General features: G+C 64.8%; 16 protein-coding genes and 1 pseudogene. 9 read left to right on the plus strand and 8 right to left on the minus strand.

The annotated features are described in order from the left end of the window. Nucleotides 1–56: 56 nt before the first annotated feature. Nucleotides 57–1,223, minus strand: a complete 1,167-nt coding sequence (locus tag AC05QJ_RS05585; RefSeq protein ID WP_476745981.1) for a 1-acyl-sn-glycerol-3-phosphate acyltransferase — start codon at nucleotides 1,221–1,223, stop codon at nucleotides 57–59. A 110-nt stretch (nucleotides 1,224–1,333) separates the two neighbouring features. On the opposite strand from AC05QJ_RS05585, the gene AC05QJ_RS05590 reads away from it, so the two are divergent. From AC05QJ_RS05590 to AC05QJ_RS05600, 3 genes are read left to right on the plus strand one after another with little or no spacing between them, the layout of a single operon-like run. After that, nucleotides 1,334–1,516, plus strand: a complete 183-nt coding sequence (locus tag AC05QJ_RS05590) for a CPXCG motif-containing cysteine-rich protein (RefSeq protein WP_476745982.1) — start codon at nucleotides 1,334–1,336, stop codon at nucleotides 1,514–1,516. Then, nucleotides 1,516–1,776 carry a putative signal transducing protein gene (locus tag AC05QJ_RS05595; protein WP_476745983.1) on the plus strand — a complete coding sequence of 87 codons (261 nt, stop codon included), beginning with the start codon at nucleotides 1,516–1,518 and terminating at the stop codon, nucleotides 1,774–1,776. The genes AC05QJ_RS05590 and AC05QJ_RS05595 overlap by 1 nt, the downstream gene beginning before the upstream one ends. A gap of 10 nt (nucleotides 1,777–1,786) precedes the next feature. After that, nucleotides 1,787–2,407 carry an SOS response-associated peptidase gene (locus tag AC05QJ_RS05600; RefSeq protein ID WP_476745984.1) on the plus strand — a complete coding sequence of 207 codons (621 nt, stop codon included), beginning with the start codon at nucleotides 1,787–1,789 and terminating at the stop codon, nucleotides 2,405–2,407. A 97-nt stretch (nucleotides 2,408–2,504) separates the two neighbouring features. On the opposite strand, the gene AC05QJ_RS05605 is transcribed toward AC05QJ_RS05600, so the two are convergent. Both AC05QJ_RS05605 and AC05QJ_RS05610 read right to left on the minus strand, forming a co-directional pair. Next, nucleotides 2,505–3,347 carry a methyl-accepting chemotaxis protein gene (locus tag AC05QJ_RS05605; RefSeq protein ID WP_476747871.1) on the minus strand — a complete coding sequence of 281 codons (843 nt, stop codon included), beginning with the start codon at nucleotides 3,345–3,347 and terminating at the stop codon, nucleotides 2,505–2,507. Nucleotides 3,348–3,362: 15 nt separating this feature from the next. Then, nucleotides 3,363–4,646: pseudogene (locus AC05QJ_RS05610) on the minus strand (methyl-accepting chemotaxis protein); the annotation flags it as partial. Nucleotides 4,647–4,805: 159 nt separating this feature from the next. Between AC05QJ_RS05610 and AC05QJ_RS05615 the strand changes: the two are divergent. Further along, on the plus strand, nucleotides 4,806–5,624 hold the full coding sequence (locus AC05QJ_RS05615) for a M48 family metallopeptidase (RefSeq protein WP_476745985.1): 819 nt from the start codon (nucleotides 4,806–4,808) through the stop codon (nucleotides 5,622–5,624). A gap of 89 nt (nucleotides 5,625–5,713) precedes the next feature. Here the strand turns inward: AC05QJ_RS05615 and AC05QJ_RS05620 are convergent, their stop codons facing one another. The 5 genes from AC05QJ_RS05620 to AC05QJ_RS05640 form a co-directional block, all read right to left on the minus strand. Continuing rightward, a complete protein-coding gene (locus AC05QJ_RS05620; protein WP_476747872.1) occupies nucleotides 5,714–6,298 on the minus strand; it encodes a TMEM165/GDT1 family protein in 585 nt (194 codons plus the stop codon). A 252-nt stretch (nucleotides 6,299–6,550) separates the two neighbouring features. After that, entirely contained in the window at nucleotides 6,551–7,549 is a 999-nt protein-coding gene (locus AC05QJ_RS05625) for a methyltransferase (RefSeq protein WP_476745986.1), read from the minus strand. Nucleotides 7,550–7,600: 51 nt separating this feature from the next. After that, the gene (locus AC05QJ_RS05630) at nucleotides 7,601–8,557 is read right to left on the minus strand and encodes a 2-hydroxyacid dehydrogenase (RefSeq protein WP_476745987.1); all 957 of its coding nucleotides are present in this window, start codon (nucleotides 8,555–8,557) and stop codon (nucleotides 7,601–7,603) included. After that, on the minus strand, nucleotides 8,520–8,936 hold the full coding sequence (locus AC05QJ_RS05635) for a MerR family transcriptional regulator (RefSeq protein WP_476745988.1): 417 nt from the start codon (nucleotides 8,934–8,936) through the stop codon (nucleotides 8,520–8,522). Before AC05QJ_RS05635 ends, AC05QJ_RS05630 begins: the two co-directional genes overlap by 38 nt. Nucleotides 8,937–8,947: 11 nt before the next feature. Beyond that, nucleotides 8,948–9,523, minus strand: a complete 576-nt coding sequence (locus tag AC05QJ_RS05640) for an NAD(P)H-dependent oxidoreductase (RefSeq protein ID WP_476745989.1) — start codon at nucleotides 9,521–9,523, stop codon at nucleotides 8,948–8,950. Between the two features lie 265 nt (nucleotides 9,524–9,788). Here AC05QJ_RS05640 and AC05QJ_RS05645 point away from each other — a divergent pair, with 265 nt between their 5' ends. The 5 genes from AC05QJ_RS05645 (at nucleotide 9,789) to AC05QJ_RS05665 (ending at nucleotide 18,800) form a co-directional block, all read left to right on the plus strand. After that, nucleotides 9,789–10,415, plus strand: coding sequence for a LysE family transporter (locus AC05QJ_RS05645; protein WP_476745990.1), 627 nt, complete (start codon nucleotides 9,789–9,791; stop codon nucleotides 10,413–10,415). 138 nt (nucleotides 10,416–10,553) lie between these two features. Beyond that, nucleotides 10,554–12,236, plus strand: coding sequence for a fatty acid--CoA ligase (locus AC05QJ_RS05650; protein ID WP_476745991.1), 1,683 nt, complete (start codon nucleotides 10,554–10,556; stop codon nucleotides 12,234–12,236). Nucleotides 12,237–12,548: 312 nt separating this feature from the next. Then, nucleotides 12,549–14,450 (plus strand): DUF1302 domain-containing protein, encoded by a 1,902-nt coding sequence (locus AC05QJ_RS05655; protein ID WP_476745992.1) that lies wholly within the window; start codon nucleotides 12,549–12,551, stop codon nucleotides 14,448–14,450. Between the two features lie 29 nt (nucleotides 14,451–14,479). Then, entirely contained in the window at nucleotides 14,480–15,844 is a 1,365-nt protein-coding gene (locus AC05QJ_RS05660) for a DUF1329 domain-containing protein (RefSeq protein ID WP_476747873.1), read from the plus strand. A gap of 250 nt (nucleotides 15,845–16,094) precedes the next feature. Next, nucleotides 16,095–18,800, plus strand: coding sequence for a helix-turn-helix transcriptional regulator (locus AC05QJ_RS05665; RefSeq protein ID WP_476745993.1), 2,706 nt, complete (start codon nucleotides 16,095–16,097; stop codon nucleotides 18,798–18,800). The last annotated feature ends 72 nt before the right edge of the window (nucleotides 18,801–18,872 follow it).

An 18,872-nucleotide genomic window follows, 5' to 3' on the forward strand; every position in this document is an offset into this window, starting at 1 on the left:
TGGCATGCACCGACCCTTGTGGGAGCCGGCCTTGCCGGCGATGAGGCCGTCAGGATTTACAGTGGCAATCCGGCCTTGACCCGATACTGATTCCTCACCGGCGTCGCGTACTGCAGCACCAGGTACGGACGATGCTCCGGCGGGCAGGCGTCGAGCCGGCGCTGCCACTCGGCCTGGGCCTTGGCCAGTTCTTCGGCGCCAAACACTTCGCTCGCCTTCGGCACCTGCAACTGCGGGTCGGCCTCGGCCCACTGCGCGTACGCCAGGTAATGCACCGGGAACAGTCGGTAGCCGCCGAGAATCTGCCTGTCGATTTCTGCCGCCAGTTGCTTGGTGTCATCGAACTGCGCGGTGATCGGCGGGGTGAAATTGATGTGCACCCGGCCCTTGTAGCCGGTGATGCCCAGGCCAATGCTCAGGTCGTCTTCGCCCGGCGCCTTGCTGTAGCTGCCGGTGGTGGCGCGGATGAACAGCTCGCGGGCCTTGGCCTGGTCGCACGGGTCGTATTCGTAGCTGATCGACACCGGGCTCAGGTTCAGCGACTGGATCACCGCACCGAACGGCTCGTCCTTGCGGCTCATGTGGAACATCTTGAGGATCGCCGAGTCGGTGCGGTCGTCACCGTCCTTGGCGCGGCCTTCGGCCTGGGCGATCCAGATCGAGGCGCCGTCGTTGCGGATCGAGTGGTTGATGTAGGCCGAGAGCAGTTGATAGGCCGCCAGCTTTTCCCGCCGGCCGCTGATGGAGCGGTGCACGATGAAGCTCTTGTTCAGGCGCATCATGTCGCTGACGAACGGCTTCTGCAGCAGGTTGTCGCCGATGGCGATGCGCGGGGTCGGCAGGCCGGCGTGGTACACCGCGTAGTTGACGAACGCCGGATCCATCACGATGTCGCGATGGTTGGCCAGGAACAGATAGGCAGTGCCGGACTTGAATTGCTCCACGCCCGTGTAGGTGACGCCATCGGTGGCCCGCTCGATCGTGTGGTCGACGTAGAACTCGACCTTGTCCTGCAGGGTCGAGACGCAGGTCACGCCGGCGAATTCCTTGCGCAGACGGCGGGCGATCAGCGGCTTGAGCAGCCAGCCGAAGCTGTCGGCCATGCGCGGAAAGCGGAACCGGGTCAGGATATCGAGGAATGCCGGGTCGCTGAGCAGGCGTGCCAGAACGGCAGGGACCTCAGCGTCGTCGTACGGTCGGATGGCATCGAATTCGCCCATCATGCTCTCTTGTTGTGAAACGGCTAGGGTAAAGGGTAGGGCTGCGCCCGAAATACCGGGCTCGGGGGGCGCAAGACCGGCAATTATACGCACAAGTAACCGCGGAGGCCGCGATGCTCGAAACTGCGTTCTACGATTGTCCTTATTGCGGTGAAGAGGTGGAAACCACCGTCGATCTTTCCGGTGGCGACCAGCGCTACATCGAGGACTGCCAGGTGTGTTGTCGACCGGTGGTGTTCATTCTGCAGGTCCATGGTGACGAATGGATGCTCGACGTGAAGCGCGAGGATGAGTGATGCGGCGAATCTACGAGCCGGAGAACCTGCTGGAGGCCGAAATGCTGATCGGCATGCTCGACAGCGAAGGGATCGATGCGCTTCTGGTCGGTGGTGATCTGCTCGGTGGCATCGGCGAGTTACCGCTGCATGGCCTGCTGGGGCTGGCGGTGTCCGACGAGCAGGCCGATTACGCGCGGGAGCTGATCACCGCGTACAATGCCGCGCTGCCGCTTCCTGGCGACGAGCCGGATAATCTCCCTGGAGTCCTGATTTGCTAGGTTTCGCCTGATGTGTGGACGCTACGCCCTGTTTCGCTGGTCGCCGGCCTTCGCTGCGCTGCCCGGCTTTCCTGCTGGCCAGCAGGCCCAATGGAACATTTCTCCTGGTGCCCAGGTGCTGATCCAGCGTCAGGAAGACGGCCGGATGACCCTGGCCCGGGCCCGCTGGGGCCTGACGCCGCCCTGGCTGACTGACCTGACCCGAACGCCTGCCCATGCCCGCGCCGAAACCCTGGCCGAACAGCCCATGTTCCGCGAAGCCTTCGCCCAGCGGCGCTGCCTGTTGCCGGCCAACGGTTTCTACGAGTGGCGCGGTACGGTGCGCAAGCGGCCTTACTGGTTGACGCCGGGGGAGGGCTCGTCGCTGTTCTTCGCGGCGGTGTGGGAGGCGTATCCGGTGCAGGAGCAGGTGTGGCTGAGCACGGCAGTGGTGACTCAGGCGGCGATGAACCAGCGTCGCCCGCTGATCCTCGACGCCGCCGGCCAGGCCGCCTGGCTCAACCCGGACACCCCGCCGGGCGAGCTTCAGGGCCTGCTGACCAGCCCTCCCGCCGCCTTGCGCGAGCGGGTGCTGGCCAACTTCGTCAACGACCCGAAGCTCAACGCCCCCGAGTGCCTCACCCCCGCCTGATCAACGGCGAGCTTTAAGCTGCAAGCTGCAAGCTGCAAGAAGAAGCGCCGCGCACCTGCTCTTACTTGCAGCTTGAAGCTTGCAGCTTGCAGCTGCTTCACACCCGGAACTGGTTGATCAGCCGGCGCTGCTGTTCGGCCAGCTTGGTCAGTTCGGCGCTGGCGGTGCTGGACTCGTCCGCCCCTCCGGCCACCTCGTTGGCCACCTGGCCGATGTTGATCACGTTGCGGTTGATGTCCTCGGCCACCGCGCTCTGTTCCTCGGCCGCGCTGGCGATCTGGGTGTTCATGTCGTTGATCACCGACACCGCGCGGGTGATGCTTTCCAGCGCATCCGCCGCCTTCGCCGCCTGCTGCACGCTGACGTCGGTCTTGCTCTGGCTGTCTTCCATGACCCGCACCACGTCGCGGGTGCCCTGCTGCAGTTGCTGGATCATCTGCTGGATTTCTTCGGTGGCCTGCTGGGTCTTCTGCGCCAGGTTGCGCACTTCGTCGGCCACCACGGCGAAACCACGACCCTGTTCGCCCGCCCGCGCCGCCTCGATGGCGGCGTTGAGTGCCAGCAGGTTGGTCTGTTCGGCGATGGCGCGGATCGCCACCAGGATCGCGTTGATGTTCTCGCTGTCGCGGGCCAGGTTCTGCACCACGCCCACCGCCCGGCCGATTTCATCGGCCAGGGCGGCGATGGACTGCGAGGTGTCGCGGACGATGCCCAGGCCCTGGTTGGCGGCCTGGTCGGCATTGCTCGCAGCCTGAGCGGCGTGGGTGGCGTTGCGTGCCACGTCCTGCGCGGTGGCGGTCATCTCGTGGACGGCAGTCGCCACCAGGTCGATTTCGGCCATCTGTTTATGCACGCCCTGATTGGTGCGAATGGCGATGTCGGCGGTGTGCTCCGACGAATCGCTGACCTTCTGCACCGAGCTCACCACCTGGCTGATCATCGACTGCAGCTTGCCGAGGAAGGTATTGAAGCCCTTGGCGATCGAGCCCAGTTCGTCGGCACGGTCGCTGTGCAGGCGACGGGTCAGGTCGCCTTCGCCCTGGGCGATGTCGTCGAGCATCGCCACCATCTGCCGCAGCGGACGGGCAATGCCATGGGCCAGCAGCCAGATCACCAGCAGGCCGAGGCCGGCGATCACCAGGCCGACCAGGGTCATGCCAGTGATGTCAGTGGCGCGCTGGTGGCTGAGGTCGCTCTGCAGTTTTTGCGCGTCAGCCATCACTGCCGAGAGCGGCAGTTGCAGCAGCAGGGTCCAGCGGGCGTCGGTGTCGGCGATTCTGAACGGCAGCAGCAGGCGGATCTGGCCATTGGCGTGGTCCACTTCGTAGCGCAGGGCGTCGCCGCTGAGTTTGGCCAGACCGGCCGCCGCCGGGGCGTCGAGGGTGTCGCTGGCCTTCTCGCCAAACTTGTTTTCGTCCTTGGTGTAGGCCACCAGGCGGCCGTTGCTGGAGATCAGCGCCAGCTCGCCTGCGCCGTCGTACAGCTGGGCGTCGGCGGCCTTGAGCAGGTCCTGGATGAAGTTCACCGACAGGTCGGCGCCGACGATGCCCTGGAACTTGCCGTCCACCAGGATCGGCTCGATGAACGAGGCGAGCATCACCATCTTGTCGCCGACCTTGTAGGGCGCCGGGTCGATGGCGCAGGCGCGCTTGCTTTCCTGGGAGCACAGGTAGTACTCGCTGGCACGCACGCCGGTGGAGAGCAGAGTGTTGTTGCTCAGGTCTACCAGTGGCTCCAGGCCCAGGGTGCCGTCGGTGTTGCGGTACCACCAGGGCTGGAAGCGACCGGTGGCCGGGTCGATGCCCTTGACCGAGGTGCCGACGAAGCGCGCGTCGTCTTTATCCAGGGCGTTCGGCTCCCAGGCGATGTAGCCGCCCAGCAGCAACGGGTTGTCGACGATCGTCTGTTTCAGCAGGTTGATCAGGTCCTCGCGCTCGAGGTGCACCCGCGGGTTGCCGGCCTGGTCCTTCATGCCCAGTTGCGAGTTGGTGGTGGCCAGGCCGCGGGCGATCAGCAGCGGTGCTTCCAGGCGGCGCAGGATCTGGCTGACCTGGGTCTGCGCCAGGGCGGTCAGGCGTTGCTCGATCACCGCGTCGAACTGTTGCTGGGTCCGGGTTTCGACCAGCTCCTGGGTCTTGGCGCCGGAATACACCGCATACAGCACCAGGGCTGCGACGATACTCAACACGATTGCGCCCGCCAGGGCGGCAACGGAAAACTGGATCGACTTGAACTTCATGGGGAGCTCCGAGCGCAGAGAAGGGTCGCCTTGCCCCGCTGTTATCGGCCTGGAACCGGTAAATCATGAGTCTTGTCTGACAGAAATCTTTGTTGATGGCGGTGGCGCGTTCCCGTGCGCCGTCCTAGGATACGGCCCAGGTTAGAAGGGAGTTTTTTCATGCGTAGATCGGTTGTTATCGGTGCCTTGGGCGCCTCGCTGCTGCTGGCCGGTTGCCAGGCGGTGAACACCACCAGTGGTGGTGCGGTGGGCGTCGAGCGCAAGCAATACATGTTCAGCATGTTGTCGACCGACCAGGTCAACCAGATGTATGCCCAGTCCTACCAGCAGACCCTGGGCGAGGCGTCGACCCAGGGCGTACTGGACAAGACCAGCGCCAATGCCCGGCGCGTGCAGGCCATCGCCGATCGCCTGATCGCCCAGGCGCCGCAATTCCGCCCGGACTCGGCGCAATGGCAGTGGGAGGTCAATCTGATCAAGAGCGACGAGCTCAACGCCAACTGCGGCCCGGGCGGCAAGATCATTTTCTACACCGGACTGATCGACAAACTGAAGCTGACCGACGATGAAATCGCCGCGGTGATGGGCCATGAAATCGCCCACGCCCTGCGCGAGCATGGTCGTGAGGCGATGTCCAAGGCCTATGGCGTGCAGATGGCTCGCCAGGGCGCGGGCGCATTGCTGGGCCTGGGTGACGACAGCCTGGCGCTGGCCGACACCGTGGTCCAGTACAGCCTGACCCTGCCCAACAGCCGCAGCAACGAGAACGAAGCCGACCTGATCGGCCTGGAGCTGGCGGCTCGCGCCGGCTACAACCCGAATGCCGCGATCACCCTGTGGAACAAGATGAGCGCGGCCTCCGGCGGCAGTTCGCAGCCTGAGTTCATGAGCACTCACCCGGCTTCGGAAAGCCGGATCGCCTCGTTGCAGGCGGCGATTCCGAAAGTGATGCCGCTCTACGAGCAGGCGAAGAAATAAGCCAGCCCCAACTGCCGGCCCCACAATGACCCTGTGGGAGCCGGCTTGCCGGCGATGACGCCATCCGCCTCACCGCCCGCGTTGCAGCCTTATCCCACCCAGCCACTCACCTTCATCGCCGAATACACCGCGATCACCGCCAGCACCGCAAAGGCGCTCGCCGCCAGGCGACGGATCAGGGTCAGCGGCAGTTTCTCGGCGGCGAAGTTGCCCGCCAAAACCACCGGCACGTTGGCAATCAGCATGCCCAGGGTGGTGCCGATGATGACCATGATCAGGTGCGGATACTGGGCCGCCAGCATCACCGTGGCCACTTGGGTCTTGTCACCGATTTCCGCCAGGAAGAATGCGATCAGCGTCGTCAGGAACGGCCCGAAGCGGCGCGCGGTGCTGGCTTCGTCATCGTCCATCTTGTCCGGCACCAGGGTCCACAGCGCCGTGGCGAGGAAGCTCGCGGCCAGGATCCAGTGCAGAGTGGCCTCGCTGAAGAAACTGCCGACCCAGGCACCGACCGCACCGGCGGCGGCGTGGTTGGCGAGGGTCGCGGCAATGATACCGGCGATGATCGGCCACGGCTTGCGGAAGCGCGCAGCGAGAATAAGGGCAAGCAGTTGCGTCTTGTCGCCGATTTCGGCGAGGGCAACGACAGCGGTGGGGACGAGCAGCGATTCCAGCATCAGGGTTCCTACGGGGGCGGGTCGACACGGCTATGACACGTACAGCCTCCCCGCCCCGGGTAAGGTGTGCGTGTCATAGGTCTTGTCAAACCCTGGATCCGTCTGATGCGGACCGTGGGTCGTGCGCGCCATGGTCTGTGGACCAAGTATGTTGACGTCGCACCATGCGAGCAGGGCGCTCGCGGGAGACTACTCCCCTAGGACGGGGCGGATTCTGCCTCCGCCAAATCGTTTCGGCAAGCGAAGTTTTTACGAACGCCGTGCCCGGTAGATTTTGAAGCCGTTGTCCTGGGCCAGGGTTTCGCAGTTGCCCAGGGCCCCTTCGATCAGCGGCTGGTAGCGCAGGAAGCTGTTGGCGACCAGGCGCATTTCACCACCTTTTCTCAGATGTTCGCCGGATTTTTTCAGCAGGGTTTCTGACGCCTGGTAGTTGGTGTGGACCCCGGTGTGAAACGGCGGATTGCTCAGGATGACGTCCAGTTCGCGTGGTGCGGCGTCGATGCCATCGCCGGCGATCACCTCGCCTTCCAGACCATTGGCCGCCAGGGTCAGGCGGCTGGCGGCGACGGCGAAGGCATCAACGTCCAGCAAGGTGACACGGCTTTGTGGATAACGACGCTTGATCGTGGCGCCCAGCACCCCGGCGCCGCAGCCGAAGTCGAGCACATGACCCGAGGGCAGGCCATCCAGGTGTTCCAGCAGCAACGCGGTGCCGCGGTCCAGGCGGCCATGGCTGAACACGCCCGGCAGGCTGACGATGTGCAGCGGGCCGTCGGCCAGGGGCAGCTCGAAGCGTTCGGCGAGGCTTTCCAGCGGCTGCGCCACGGGGGGATGTTCCACGGTCACCTGCCAGAGCTGGCAATGGCGGGCGCTGTCCAGCTTGCGTGGCTTGCCGAAGGCGTGCAGTTGCCTGGCCGCGCCCTCGATGCCGCCGCGCTTTTCACCCACCAGGTACAGCGTGCGGCCGCCCAGGCGCGAGGCGAGGGCGTTGAGCAGGTAGTTGGCGAGGTCGCGGGATTTGGGCAGGAACAGCACGGCGTTGTCGAAGGCGACGTCCGGTACGTCCACGCCATAGTGGCTGCGCCCGGCGTAACGGGCATCCAGCGCCGCCTGGTCGCCGGCATGCCAGCACCAGCCGTGGGCCTGTGGAAAGCTGCCCAGCAGGCTGTCGGCGGGCAGGCCGGCGATCAACAGCGGGCCGGTGAACAGATCGGCCTGACGTAGCAACACTTCACTGCGCGGGTCCATGGGCGGCGGCTCCTGAAAAAAGTGGCGAAGTCTACCAGAAGCCGCCGTGGCTCAACTGACTACCCGTCGCGGGCTGCCGGCCAGGAAGGCACGGGCGTTTTCGCTCAACTGGCCGACGATGCGTTGCCGCGCTTCCACCGCACCCCAGGCGCTGTGCGGGGTGACGATCAGGCGCGGAATGTCGGCGGCCAGCAGCGGATTGCCGTTGACCGGCGGCTCCACCGACAGCACGTCGGTGGCCGCGCCACCCAGGTGGCCGGCGCGCAGGGCGTCGGCCAGCGCCTGTTCATCGATCAGCCCGCCGCGGGCGGTGTTGATGATGAACGCGCCAGGCTTGAGCCGGGCCAGTTGCGCGGCGCCGATCATGTGGCGGGTGTTGTCGTTGAGCGGGCAGTGCAGGGTCAGGGCGTCGACCTGAGGCAGCAGTTCATCGAGGCTCAGGCGGTCTTCCCGTGGCGGGCGGCCCGGCAACTGGCCGAGCAGCACGCGCATGCCGAAGGCTTCCGCCAGGCGGCCGACCGCGCTGCCCAGTTCGCCATGGCCGAGCAGGCCGAGGGTCTTGCCTTCCAGCTCGACGATGGGGAAGTCCAGCAGGCAGAACTGCTTGGCCTGGCCCCATTTGCCGGCGGCAACGGCCTGTTGGTAATCCGGCAGGCGGGTCGCCAGGGCCAGCAGCAGCGCCAGGGTGTGCTGGGCTACCGACGGCGTGCCGTAGCCCTGGCAGTTGCTGACCACGATGCCCTGCGCGCGGGCCGCCTGGAGGTCGACGTTGTTGGTGCCGGTGGCGGCCACGAGGATCAGTTTCAGGTCCGGGCAGGCCTTGAGGGTGGCAGCATCCAGCACGACCTTGTTGCTGATCACCACGTTGGCACCGTGTAGACGTTCCACTACCTGCTGCGGGGCGGTGGCGGCGTGGACATCGAAACGCTCGAAGCAGCCGCTCAGCTCGCTGAGGTCGAGGTCGCCGAGGTCAAGCGAGCTGTGGTCGAGAAAGACGGCGTGGGTCATGCGGGGCTCCTGAATCGGCGACGTTAGAGCGCAAGCAATCGTCGGGAATCTGCTGGAAATGGCGTTCGAACGCCTGCAATTCGTCGTGCTGGCGTTGCAGTCCGGCGATGCGGTCGAGCAGTTCCGCGCGCTTGGCAGTGATGGCTTCGGTCACCCGTTGGCGGGATATCTGGCCGTCGGCCATTAGAGCCTGCATCTGGCGGAGGGTAAAGCCGAGCTTCTGTGCGCATTTGATCAGCGCCAGCAGATCGACGTCATGCTGGTCGTAGATGCGGTAGCTGCCCTGGCGCCGGGCCGGTGGCAGCAGGCCGATGCTTTCGTAGTGGCGGATACATTTGATGGTGGTGCCTGACAGGCGGGCAGCTTCGCCGATGAACATGAAGATCCTTTTCAACGCAGGGCTAGGGTGCGGGCCTGTTCCAGCCAGGACCGGCGGCGCCGCTCGGTGGAGTCGAGCACCGGGCCGAAGGTTAGCGTCTGCGCGGGGCGGATGCCACAGAAGGCGAGCGTCGTACGGCGTATCTGGTGCAGGCCGGGCATGCGCTGGAACCAGCGGAAGTACCAGGGTGGCGTGTCCAAGGTTACCAGCAGGTGGGCAGTGCGCCCGGCCAGGAGTTTTTCCGGAAAGGGCGAACCACGCTTGTAGCGGAAGGCGAAGCCCGGCAGCAGCACCCGGTCGAGAAAGCCCTTGAGCAGCGCCGGCACGCCGCCCCACCAGATCGGGAACACCAGCACCAGGCGCTGGGCCCAGAGGATTTGCTGCTGGGCGTCCAGCAGATCGGGTTCCAGTGGTTGTTCCTGACGGTAGCCCTGATGCAGGACGGGGTCGAACGCCAGCTCGCCAAGGGCCAGCAGGCGGACCTCATGGCCGGCCTCGCCGGCGGCGTCGGCGTATTGCCGGGCGAGGCTGGCGCAGAAGCTGTCGGCGGCGGGATGGCCGAGGATGATCAGGGTGCGTTGGGTCATGGGCCCGGGTCTCGAAGGGAAAAGGGCCGCAGGGTAGGGGGTGACCCATAGGGGAGGGTCAAGTCGTCAGGGCCGAACCGCAGTGATGAGCCCGGCATCGGTAATGCTGGTGCCTGCTATGACGGTTCGATAGCTTGGCTGGCCCAGAACCCTGTGGGAGCTGGCCTTGCCAGCGAGAGGGCCGCAAAGTCGTGCCCAGCTGTATCTGTTGTAACAAGGTGTGAATGGTTAAGGTACGCAACCCACCTTCATCTGGAGCCCCTCAATGTACTGGGCAGAATTTCTCACCGTCGCCCTGATCCACCTGCTGGCTGTCGCCAGCCCCGGCCCGGACTTCGCCGTCGTGGTCCGCGAAAGCGTGACCCACGGTCGCCGCGCCGGCACCTGGACCGCTCTCGGGGTCGGTACAGCGATCTTCCTGCACGTCGGTTATTCGCTGCTGGGCATCGGCCTGATCGTGTCCCAGTCGATCATGCTGTTCAACGCGCTCAAATGGCTGGCTGCGGCGTACCTGATCTACATCGGCTTCAAGGCCCTGCGCGCCAGGCCTGCGGCGGCTGGCGAGGCGATCCAGGTATCCACGGTGGAGCGCACGCCGCGTGCCGCCTTCGTCGCCGGCTTCATGACCAACGGCCTGAACCCCAAGGCGACGCTGTTCTTCCTGTCGCTGTTCACCGTGGTCATCAACCCGCACACCCCGCTGCTGGTCCAGGCCGGTTACGGTGTGTACCTGGCGATCGCCACCGGCCTGTGGTTCTGCCTGGTGGCGATGCTGTTCAGCCAGGCCCGGGTGCGCGCCGGTTTCGCCCGCATGGGCCACTGGTTCGACCGTACCATGGGGGCGGTGCTGATTGCCCTCGGCGTGAAGATCGCGTTCAGCGAAATACGCTGAACAGAGGCGCCCGACGGTATGACCGTTGGGTCGAAAGACGGTCAAATCATTCCTTTGGCTGATTTGACCGTCACATCCCCGATCTAGAGTAAGGGCAGTTTCGTTCATGCCCCGTGCAACTCCAGAAAAGGGATTCTTATGTTGCAGACCCGTATCATCGCCCCGGCAGAGGGTGCGTATCAGTTTCCGCTGTTGATCAAGCGTCTGCTGATGTCTGGCAGCCGTTACGAGAAAACCCGCGAGATCGTCTACCGCGACCAGTTGCGCTACAGCTACCTGACCCTCAACGAGCGCATCGCCCGGCTCGCCAACGTACTGACCGAAGCGGGCGTCAAGGCCGGTGACACCGTGGCGGTGATGGACTGGGACAGCCATCGCTACCTGGAGTGCATGTTCGCGATTCCGATGATCGGCGCGGTGGTCCACACCATCAACGTGCGGCTGTCGCCGGAGCAGATCCTCTACACCCTGAACCACGCCGAAGACCGCTTCGTGCTGGTCAACAGCGAGTTCGTCGGGCTCTACCAGGCGATTGCCGGGCAGCTGACCACGGTGGAAAAGACCCTGCTGCTCACCGACGGCGAGGAGAAGACCGCCGACCTGCCCGATCTGGTGGGTGAGTACGAGCAACTGCTGGCCGCCGCCAGCCCGCACTACGACTTCCCTGACTTCGACGAGAACTCCGTCGCCACCACCTTCTACACCACCGGCACCACCGGCAATCCCAAGGGCGTGTACTTCACCCACCGCCAACTGGTGCTGCACACCATGGGCGTGGCCACGGTCACCGGCAGCATCGATAGCATCCGCCTGCTCGGCACCGACGACGTCTACATGCCCATCACCCCGATGTTCCACGTCCATGCCTGGGGCATCCCGTATGTGGCAACCATGCTCGGGCTCAAGCAGGTGTACCCGGGGCGTTACGATCCGGAACTGCTGGTCAGGTTGTGGCGTGACGAAAAGGTCAGTTTCTCCCACTGCGTGCCGACCATCCTGCAGATGCTGCTCAACGCCAAGGGCGCGCAGAACGAGGACTTCGGCGGCTGGAAGATCATCATCGGTGGCAGCGCGCTGAACCGCGCCCTGTACGAGGCGGCCAAGGCCCGCGGCATCCAGCTCACGGCCGCGTACGGCATGTCCGAAACCTGCCCGCTGGTGTCCTGCGCCCACCTCAACGACGAACTGCTGGCCGGCAGCGAGGACGAATGCGTTACCTACCGGATCAAGGCGGGGGTACCGGTGCCGCTGGTGGAGGCGGCGATCATCGATGGCGAAGGCCGGTTCCTGCCTGCCGATGGCGAGTCCCAGGGCGAACTGGTCCTGCGTGCCCCCTGGCTGACCATGGGTTACTTCCGCGAGGCCGAGAAAAGCGAAGAGCTGTGGGCCGGAGGCTGGCTGCACACCGGTGACGTGGCGACCCTCGACAGCATGGGCGTGATCGATATCCGCGACCGGATCAAGGACGTGATCAAGACCGGTGGCGAGTGGATTTCGTCACTGGACCTGGAAGACCTCATCAGCCGTCACCCGGCGGTCCGCGAAGTGGCGGTGGTGGGCGTGGCCGATCCGCAGTGGGGCGAGCGCCCCTTCGCCCTGCTGGTGGTGCGCGACGGCGCGAGCATCGATGCGCGGGTATTGAAGGAACACCTCAAGCCCTTCGTGGAACTCGGACACATCAACAAGTGGGCGATTCCCAGCCAGATCGCCCTTGTTACCGAAATTCCCAAGACCAGTGTCGGCAAGCTCGACAAGAAGCGCATCCGCGTCGACATCATCGAGTGGCAGGCCAGCAACAGCGCCTTCCTTTCCACCCTGTAGGCCGCACCGGCCCGCGCCCTCACCGGTGCGGGCCGCGTTCCAGAGGCTTCGCCGCCTTGTGAAATGAAAAATATCAGCCATTCTTGCTCAGCCGGCACGAAGGCAACCTGCCATCGACAGGGGGGATGTGCAAATCACACTTTAGAGGGATCAAGCACTACTACCTGCTGGCTATAGTCGGGTCAGGGGATTTTGAGGAACGGGGATGCGCAGGCTGCGCACCGACAGACGCCCTGCCATATCTGGCGACATCGGCTTCCGTTTCTTTGAAGGACTCACTGCCATAAAAATAAAGTACATGGAGTAGCGTCGATGACATCAGCAAACCTGTTCTGGCGCCGGGCGAAACTGCCCCTGGCTGTCAGCCTCGCTTCTACGCTTGCAAGTCCAGCATTCGCCGTCAGCTTCAACATCGGGGAAATCGAGGGGAGTTTCGACTCGTCGCTGTCGATCGGCGCGAGCTGGTCCACCGCCGATGCGAACAAGAACCTGATCGGTGCGAACAACGGCGGCCGGGGCCTTTCGCAGACTTCCGACGATGGCCACCTGAACTTCAAGAAGGGCGAGACCTTCTCGAAGATCTTCAAGGGTATCCATGACCTCGAACTCAAGTACGGCGACACCGGCGTCTTCGTCCGGGGCAAGTACTGGTATGACTTCGAACTGAAGGACGAGGGCCGCGAGTTCAAGGACATCAGCGACTCCAACCGCAAGGAAGGCGCCAAGTCGTCCGGCGCGCAGATTCTCGACGCCTTCGTGTACCACAACTATTCCATCGCCGACTTGCCGGGCAGCGTCCGCCTGGGCAAGCAGGTGGTGAGCTGGGGTGAAAGTACCTTCATCGGTGGCGGCATCAACAGCATCAACCCGATCGACGTGTCCGCATTCCGTCGTCCGGGTTCCGAGATCAAGGAAGGCCTGATCCCGGTCAACATGTTCTACGTGTCCCAGAGCCTGACCGACAACCTGTCGGCCGAGGCCTTCTACCAGCTTGAATGGGACCAGACCGTCGCCGACAACTGCGGCACCTTCTTCTCCCAGCCTGACGTGATCGCCGACGGCTGCGACCGCAACCTGGCCGTACTGGCCAAGCAGTCGAGCATTGCCTCGCCGGCCGTGCGCAATGCCCTGACCCAACTGGGCGTGAACTACGGCTCGCCTGACGAAGGTGTGATCGTGCGCCGCGACGGCGACCGTGATGCCCGTGACAGCGGCCAGTTCGGTGTTGCCTTCCGCTACATGTTCGAGCCGCTGGACACCGAGTTCGGCGCCTACTTCATGAACTACCACAGCCGCGCGCCGATCTTCAGTGGCAAGGGCGGTCCGGCCAGTGCCTACAGCGCCGCCGGCCTGGTCGGCCGGCTGATGGCCAACGGGCTGACCCAGGGCCAGGCGGTGGCATTGGCGCCGACCTTGCTGCCTCTCGTGGTTGCGGGCAACTCCAGCTACTACGTCGAGTACCCCGAAGATATCCGTCTGTACGGTCTGAGCTTCTCCACCACGCTGCCTACCGGCACCGCGTGGAGCGGTGAAGTCAGCTACCGGCCGAACGCGCCGGTACAGCTCAACACCACCGACATCCTGTATTCCGGTCTGACGCCGCTGGATCCGACCGCATCGGTCCTGCAAGGTCGTCCAGGTCAGGACCAACCCGGCTATCGCCGCAAGGAAATCACCCAGCTGCAGACCACCTTCACCCACTTCTTCGATCAGGTCATGGGCGCGAGCCGCCTGACCCTGGTCGGCGAAATCGGCTGGACTCACGTGGGCGGCCTGGAAAGCAACTCCAAGGCGCGTTATGGCCGCGACCCGGTCTACGGCCCGGGGCCTCTGCCAAACGGCCGTTGCGCCTCGCTCAACGCCAGCACCCTGGCAGGTGCTGAAAAGAACAACCTGACCCGCTACTGCGAGAACGACGGTTTCACCACCTCCGACTCCTGGGGCTACCGCGCCCGCGCCATCTGGGAATACCCGGACGTGTTCGCCGGTGTGAACCTCAAGCCGAGCGTGGCCTGGTCCCACGACGTCGATGGCTACTCGCCAGGCCCTGGCGGCAACTTCGAGGAAGGCCGCAAGGCGGTCAGCCTCGGTCTGGATGCCGAATACCAGAACACCTACACCGCGAGCCTGTCGTACACCAACTTCTTCGACGGCAAGTACACCACCGTGGATGACCGCGACTTCGTCGCCCTCAGCTTCGGCGTGAACTTCTAAGCGCATTATTCAGGAAGAAGAACATGACAATGAAAACCACCAAGACTCTGCTGCAAGCCGGTGTGCTGGGCCTGTCCCTGCTGGCGACCAGCGTGATGGCGGCCGTTTCCGCCGATGAAGCGGCCAAGCTGGGTTCCACGCTGACGCCGATGGGCGCCGAAAAGGCCGGTAACGCCGACGGTTCCATCAGCGCCTGGCAACCGCTGTCCAAGACCGCCGGAACCGTGGATGCCAAGGGCTTCCTGTCCGACCCGTACGGCAGCGAGCAGCCGAAGTTCGTCATCACCGCGCAGAACGTCGACCAGTACAAGGACAAGCTCTCCCCGGGCCAGGTCGCGATGTTCAAGCGTTACCCGGACAGCTTCAAGATCCCGGTCTACCCGACCCATCGCGGCTCCACCGTGCCGGACAGCGTGTTCGCGGCCATCAAGAAAAACGCCACCGAGACCACGCTGGTCGAAGGCGGCAACGGCCTGAACAACTTCCAGGTGGCAGTTCCCTTCCCGATCCCGAAAAGCGGCCTGGAAGTGATCTGGAACCACATCACCCGCTACCGCGGTGGCAGCGTAACCCGTCTGGTCACGCAAGCTACCCCGCAGCAGAACGGCAGCTACAGCCTGGTGTACTTCCAGGACCAGTTCGTCTTCCGTGACCGGATGAAGGACTACGACCCCGCCAACCCGGGCAACATCCTGTTCTACTTCAAGCAGGAAGTGACCGCGCCGGCGCGTCTGGCCGGGACCGTGCTGCTGGTTCACGAGACCCTCGACCAGGTCAAGGAGCCGCGCAAGGCGTGGATCTACAACGCCGGTCAGCGTCGCGTGCGCCAGGCGCCGCAGGTGTCCTACGACGGTCCGGGTACGGCGGCCGACGGCCTGCGTACGTCCGACAACCTCGATATGTACAACGGTGCGCCAGACCGCTACGACTGGAAGCTGGAAGGCAAGAAGGAGATGTTCATCGCCTCCAACAGCTACAAGCTGGACTCGCCGAGCCTGAAGTACGCCGACATCCTCAAGCCTGGCCATATCAACCAGGACCTGACCCGCTACGAGCTGCGCCGCGTCTGGCACGTGGTGGCGACCCTGAAGCCGGGCCAGCGCCACATCTACGCCAAGCGTGACTTCTACATCGACGAAGACACCTGGCAAGCCGCGGTGATCGACCAGTACGACGGTCGCGGCCAGCTGTGGCGTGTGTCCGAGGCGCATTCCCAGGACTACTACAACGTGGAAGTGCCGTGGTACACCCTGGAAGCCATCTACGACCTGCAATCGGGCCGTTACCTGGCACTGGGCATGAAGAACGAAGAGAAGAAGGCCTACGACTTCGGCTTCAGCGCCAGCAAGGCTGACTTCCAGCCAGCAGCGCTGCGCCAGTCGGGCGTTCGCTGACGTTCGACCCCTCCGTGTGATCCCCAGAACGCCCCGGCTTGCCGGGGCGTTCTGATTTCGGAGCGTGCTTGCCCGGATCTGTTTTTTCGCCTGCCTCGTAGTCTGTTGTCTCCCGTCAATGTTGTCTCTGTTGCTTCTTGTTGTAGTCTTTTTTTCCGCATCGGCGGCAATCGCCTTCAAATGTGCCGGTTAACCCGCTAGTCTGCGCCAATCCCTGTCGCCGAAGCATTCCACCAAAAACGAGCCGGCCATGACTGATCTGTCCAGCACGCAAGGGTTTACCCAACAGACCGTGTCTGTTCTGGAAGGACGTTTCTACCGGCCACCGCTGCCTGAAGGGCATGTGCCGCGGGCACGCCTTTGCCAGCGTTTGCAGGCCGGGCTCGGCGGGCGACTGTTGCTGGTCAATGCGCCGGCGGGTTTCGGCAAGAGTTCGCTGGCGGTGGAGTTCTGCCAGAGCCTGCCCAGCCAGTGGCGCAGCCTGTGGCTGGGGTTGAGCCGGCGTGACAGCGACCCCGGTCGTTTTCTGGAGCGCTTGCTGGAGGGGCTGCAACAAAGCTGCCCGAGCCTCGGCAGCCAGGCCCTCGGCCTGTTGAAGATGCGCCAGCGCCACCAGCCATTTGCCTTCGAAGAATGGCTCGACGGCCTGCTCGACGAACTGGCCGGGCACCTGCAGAGCGCTGCGCCGATCCTGCTGGTGCTGGACGATTACCACCTGGCCCAAGGCCCGGTACTGGACCGTTGCCTGCAGTTCTTCCTCAATCACCTTCCTCCGGGCCTGGTTTTGCTGGTCACCAGCCGCCAGCGCCCGGACTGGCACCTGGCGCGCCTGCGCCTGTCACGGCAATTGCTGGAACTCAACGAGCAGGACCTGCGGCTCACCCCCGACGAATCCCTCGCCGTGCTCGGCCAGCATCCCTCGGTGCGCGGCCAGGCGCTGGACAACCTGATCCAGCGCAGCGACGGCTGGGTCGCCGGCCTGCGCTTCTGGCTGCTGGCGGCCACCGAGTCCGGTGCCGACAGCGCCTTGCCCCAGGCGCTGCACGGTGGCGAAGGGCTGATCCGCGACTACCTGCTGGAAGAAGTCATCGACTGCCTGCCCGCCGAGGTGCAGAACTTCCTTAACGACACCGCCTGCCAGGAGCGCTTCTGCGCCGACCTGTGCGATGCCCTGCGCGAAAGCCACGACAGCGCCGAGATCCTGCGCTACCTGCAATCGCACCATGTGTTCCTGGTGCCGCTGGACGAACACGGCTACTGGTTCCGCTATCACCACCTGTTCTCCGACCTGCTGCGTACCCGCCAGGCCAGCCTGCCGCTGTCGAGCCTGCACCTGCGCGCCTGCCGCTGGTTCCACGGCCAGGGCCTGCTGGATGAAGCGGTGGAGCAGGCCCTGCGCGCCGGGCATCTGGATGTGGCGGCCAACCTGGTGCAGAACCTGTCCGAGGAGCAGCTGCTGGCCGAACAGAACGTCGGCATGCTCCTGCGCTGGAAGATGGACTTGCCCGACAGCCTGCTGATCAGTACACCGCGACTGATCGTGCTCTACAGCTGGGCGTTGGGGCTGGCCTGCCAACTGGACGCCGCCGAGGAACTGGCCAGCCACCTCAGCCGTTTCCTCCCGGCGCCCTCGGCCACCGCGCAGAAGTCCATGCTTGCCCAGTGGCTGGCGCTGAGCGGGATCATCGCCCGTGGCCGGGGTGATCGCGAGCGCACCCGGTCCTATTGCGAGCAGGCGCTGCAAAGCCTGCCGCACAAGCGTTACGGCCAGCGCCTGATGTGCCTCTCGACGCTGTCCAACCTGGCCATTGCCGACGCCGATTTCTGGCGTGCCCGGGGCTGGAACCGCGAAGCACTGGAGTTGGCCCAGCGGGTCGGCAATCCGCTGTTCGAGGCCTTGGCCCACTACGATCGGGCGCGGGTGCTGCATGCCCGTGGCGAGGTCTTGCGGGCACTGGATGAAGTGCGCCAGGGCTTGCAGCGCCTTCACGGCCTGTCGTCGCAGCGGCTGTACGCGGTGCGCGCGCGGCTGATGCTCTACGAGGGCTACCTGCTGGTGGGCCGCCTGCAATCCGATACCGGCCGCAGCCGCTTGCGCGCCGGCCTGATCGAGGCGCGGGCCTGCCGCGATATCAGTGTGCTGATCGGTCACTGCGTACTGGCGACCCTCGATGGTCGTGAAGGCCGTTTCGCCGAAGCCTTCGCCGAACTGGCCGAAGCCGAGCGACTGATGCATATCTGGGACGTGCCGCCGATCTTCTACCTGGCGATGATCACCCTGGTGAAGTGCGAGCTGTGGCTGGCCCAGGGACGCAACGACCTGGCCGAGTCGTGGTTGCTGCGTCTGAGCCAGACCTACGGCGGACAGCAGGCGGCCGCGGCTCCGGAGTTCCACCCGCTGCTGCCCCTGCACATCGAACTGCAGCAGGCGTTGCTGGAGCAGGTCCAGGGCCGTGTGGCCCAGGCCGGGCAGCGGTTGCAGGCGTTGGTCGGTCGCGGGCAGGCCAGCGGCGGGCACCTGCTGTGTGTCACCGCCTTGTGCCAGCAGGTCGGGCTGCTCCTGGCCCAGGGCGACCAGGCGGCGGCCCGCGAACGCCTCGGTGCCAGCCTGGACGCTGCGCGAGGCGGAGCGCTGCAGCCTTTTCAGCGCCTGCTCAACGACCATCCCGACTGGCTGCGCGAGCAACTGCTGACGCAACCCGCCAGCCCGGCCCAGATCAGCCTGCTGGCGCTGCTGCCAAGCCAGGAAGCCAACGGCAGCGGCGAAACCCTCAGTGCCCGGGAGCATGCGGTACTCAAGCTGATCGCCCAGGGCTGCTCCAACCTGGAAATCAGCGAACAGTTGTTCATCTCGCTGCACACGGTGAAAACCCACGCCAGCCACATCAACAGCAAACTGGGTGTGGAGCGGCGCACCCAGGCGGTGGCAAGAGCCAAGTCGCTCGGTCTTTTGTAACAGGGTATATTCAAGGACGAAATCGCTGGCAAGCCAGCGACGCTGCCTTGCACCGCTGGCGCAGGACTTGCT

Source organism: Pseudomonas sp. TUM25319, from assembly GCF_056388475.1.

Bases quoted from the DNA above. Each gene is read 5' to 3' on its own strand.
- AC05QJ_RS05585 (WP_476745981.1), bottom strand. From the start codon at position 1,223: ATGATGGGCGAATTCGATGCCATCCGACCGTACGACGACGCTGAGGTC.
- AC05QJ_RS05590 (WP_476745982.1), top strand. From the start codon at position 1,334: ATGCTCGAAACTGCGTTCTACGATTGTCCTTATTGCGGTGAAGAGGTG.
- AC05QJ_RS05595 (WP_476745983.1), top strand. From the start codon at position 1,516: ATGCGGCGAATCTACGAGCCGGAGAACCTGCTGGAGGCCGAAATGCTG.
- AC05QJ_RS05600 (WP_476745984.1), top strand. From the start codon at position 1,787: ATGTGTGGACGCTACGCCCTGTTTCGCTGGTCGCCGGCCTTCGCTGCG.
- AC05QJ_RS05605 (WP_476747871.1), bottom strand. From the start codon at position 3,347: ATGATCAGCCAGGTGGTGAGCTCGGTGCAGAAGGTCAGCGATTCGTCG.
- AC05QJ_RS05615 (WP_476745985.1), top strand. From the start codon at position 4,806: ATGCGTAGATCGGTTGTTATCGGTGCCTTGGGCGCCTCGCTGCTGCTG.
- AC05QJ_RS05625 (WP_476745986.1), bottom strand. From the start codon at position 7,549: ATGGACCCGCGCAGTGAAGTGTTGCTACGTCAGGCCGATCTGTTCACC.
- AC05QJ_RS05630 (WP_476745987.1), bottom strand. From the start codon at position 8,557: ATGACCCACGCCGTCTTTCTCGACCACAGCTCGCTTGACCTCGGCGAC.
- AC05QJ_RS05635 (WP_476745988.1), bottom strand. From the start codon at position 8,936: ATGTTCATCGGCGAAGCTGCCCGCCTGTCAGGCACCACCATCAAATGT.
- AC05QJ_RS05640 (WP_476745989.1), bottom strand. From the start codon at position 9,523: ATGACCCAACGCACCCTGATCATCCTCGGCCATCCCGCCGCCGACAGC.
- AC05QJ_RS05645 (WP_476745990.1), top strand. From the start codon at position 9,789: ATGTACTGGGCAGAATTTCTCACCGTCGCCCTGATCCACCTGCTGGCT.
- AC05QJ_RS05650 (WP_476745991.1), top strand. From the start codon at position 10,554: ATGTTGCAGACCCGTATCATCGCCCCGGCAGAGGGTGCGTATCAGTTT.
- AC05QJ_RS05655 (WP_476745992.1), top strand. From the start codon at position 12,549: ATGACATCAGCAAACCTGTTCTGGCGCCGGGCGAAACTGCCCCTGGCT.
- AC05QJ_RS05660 (WP_476747873.1), top strand. From the start codon at position 14,480: ATGAAAACCACCAAGACTCTGCTGCAAGCCGGTGTGCTGGGCCTGTCC.
- AC05QJ_RS05665 (WP_476745993.1), top strand. From the start codon at position 16,095: ATGACTGATCTGTCCAGCACGCAAGGGTTTACCCAACAGACCGTGTCT.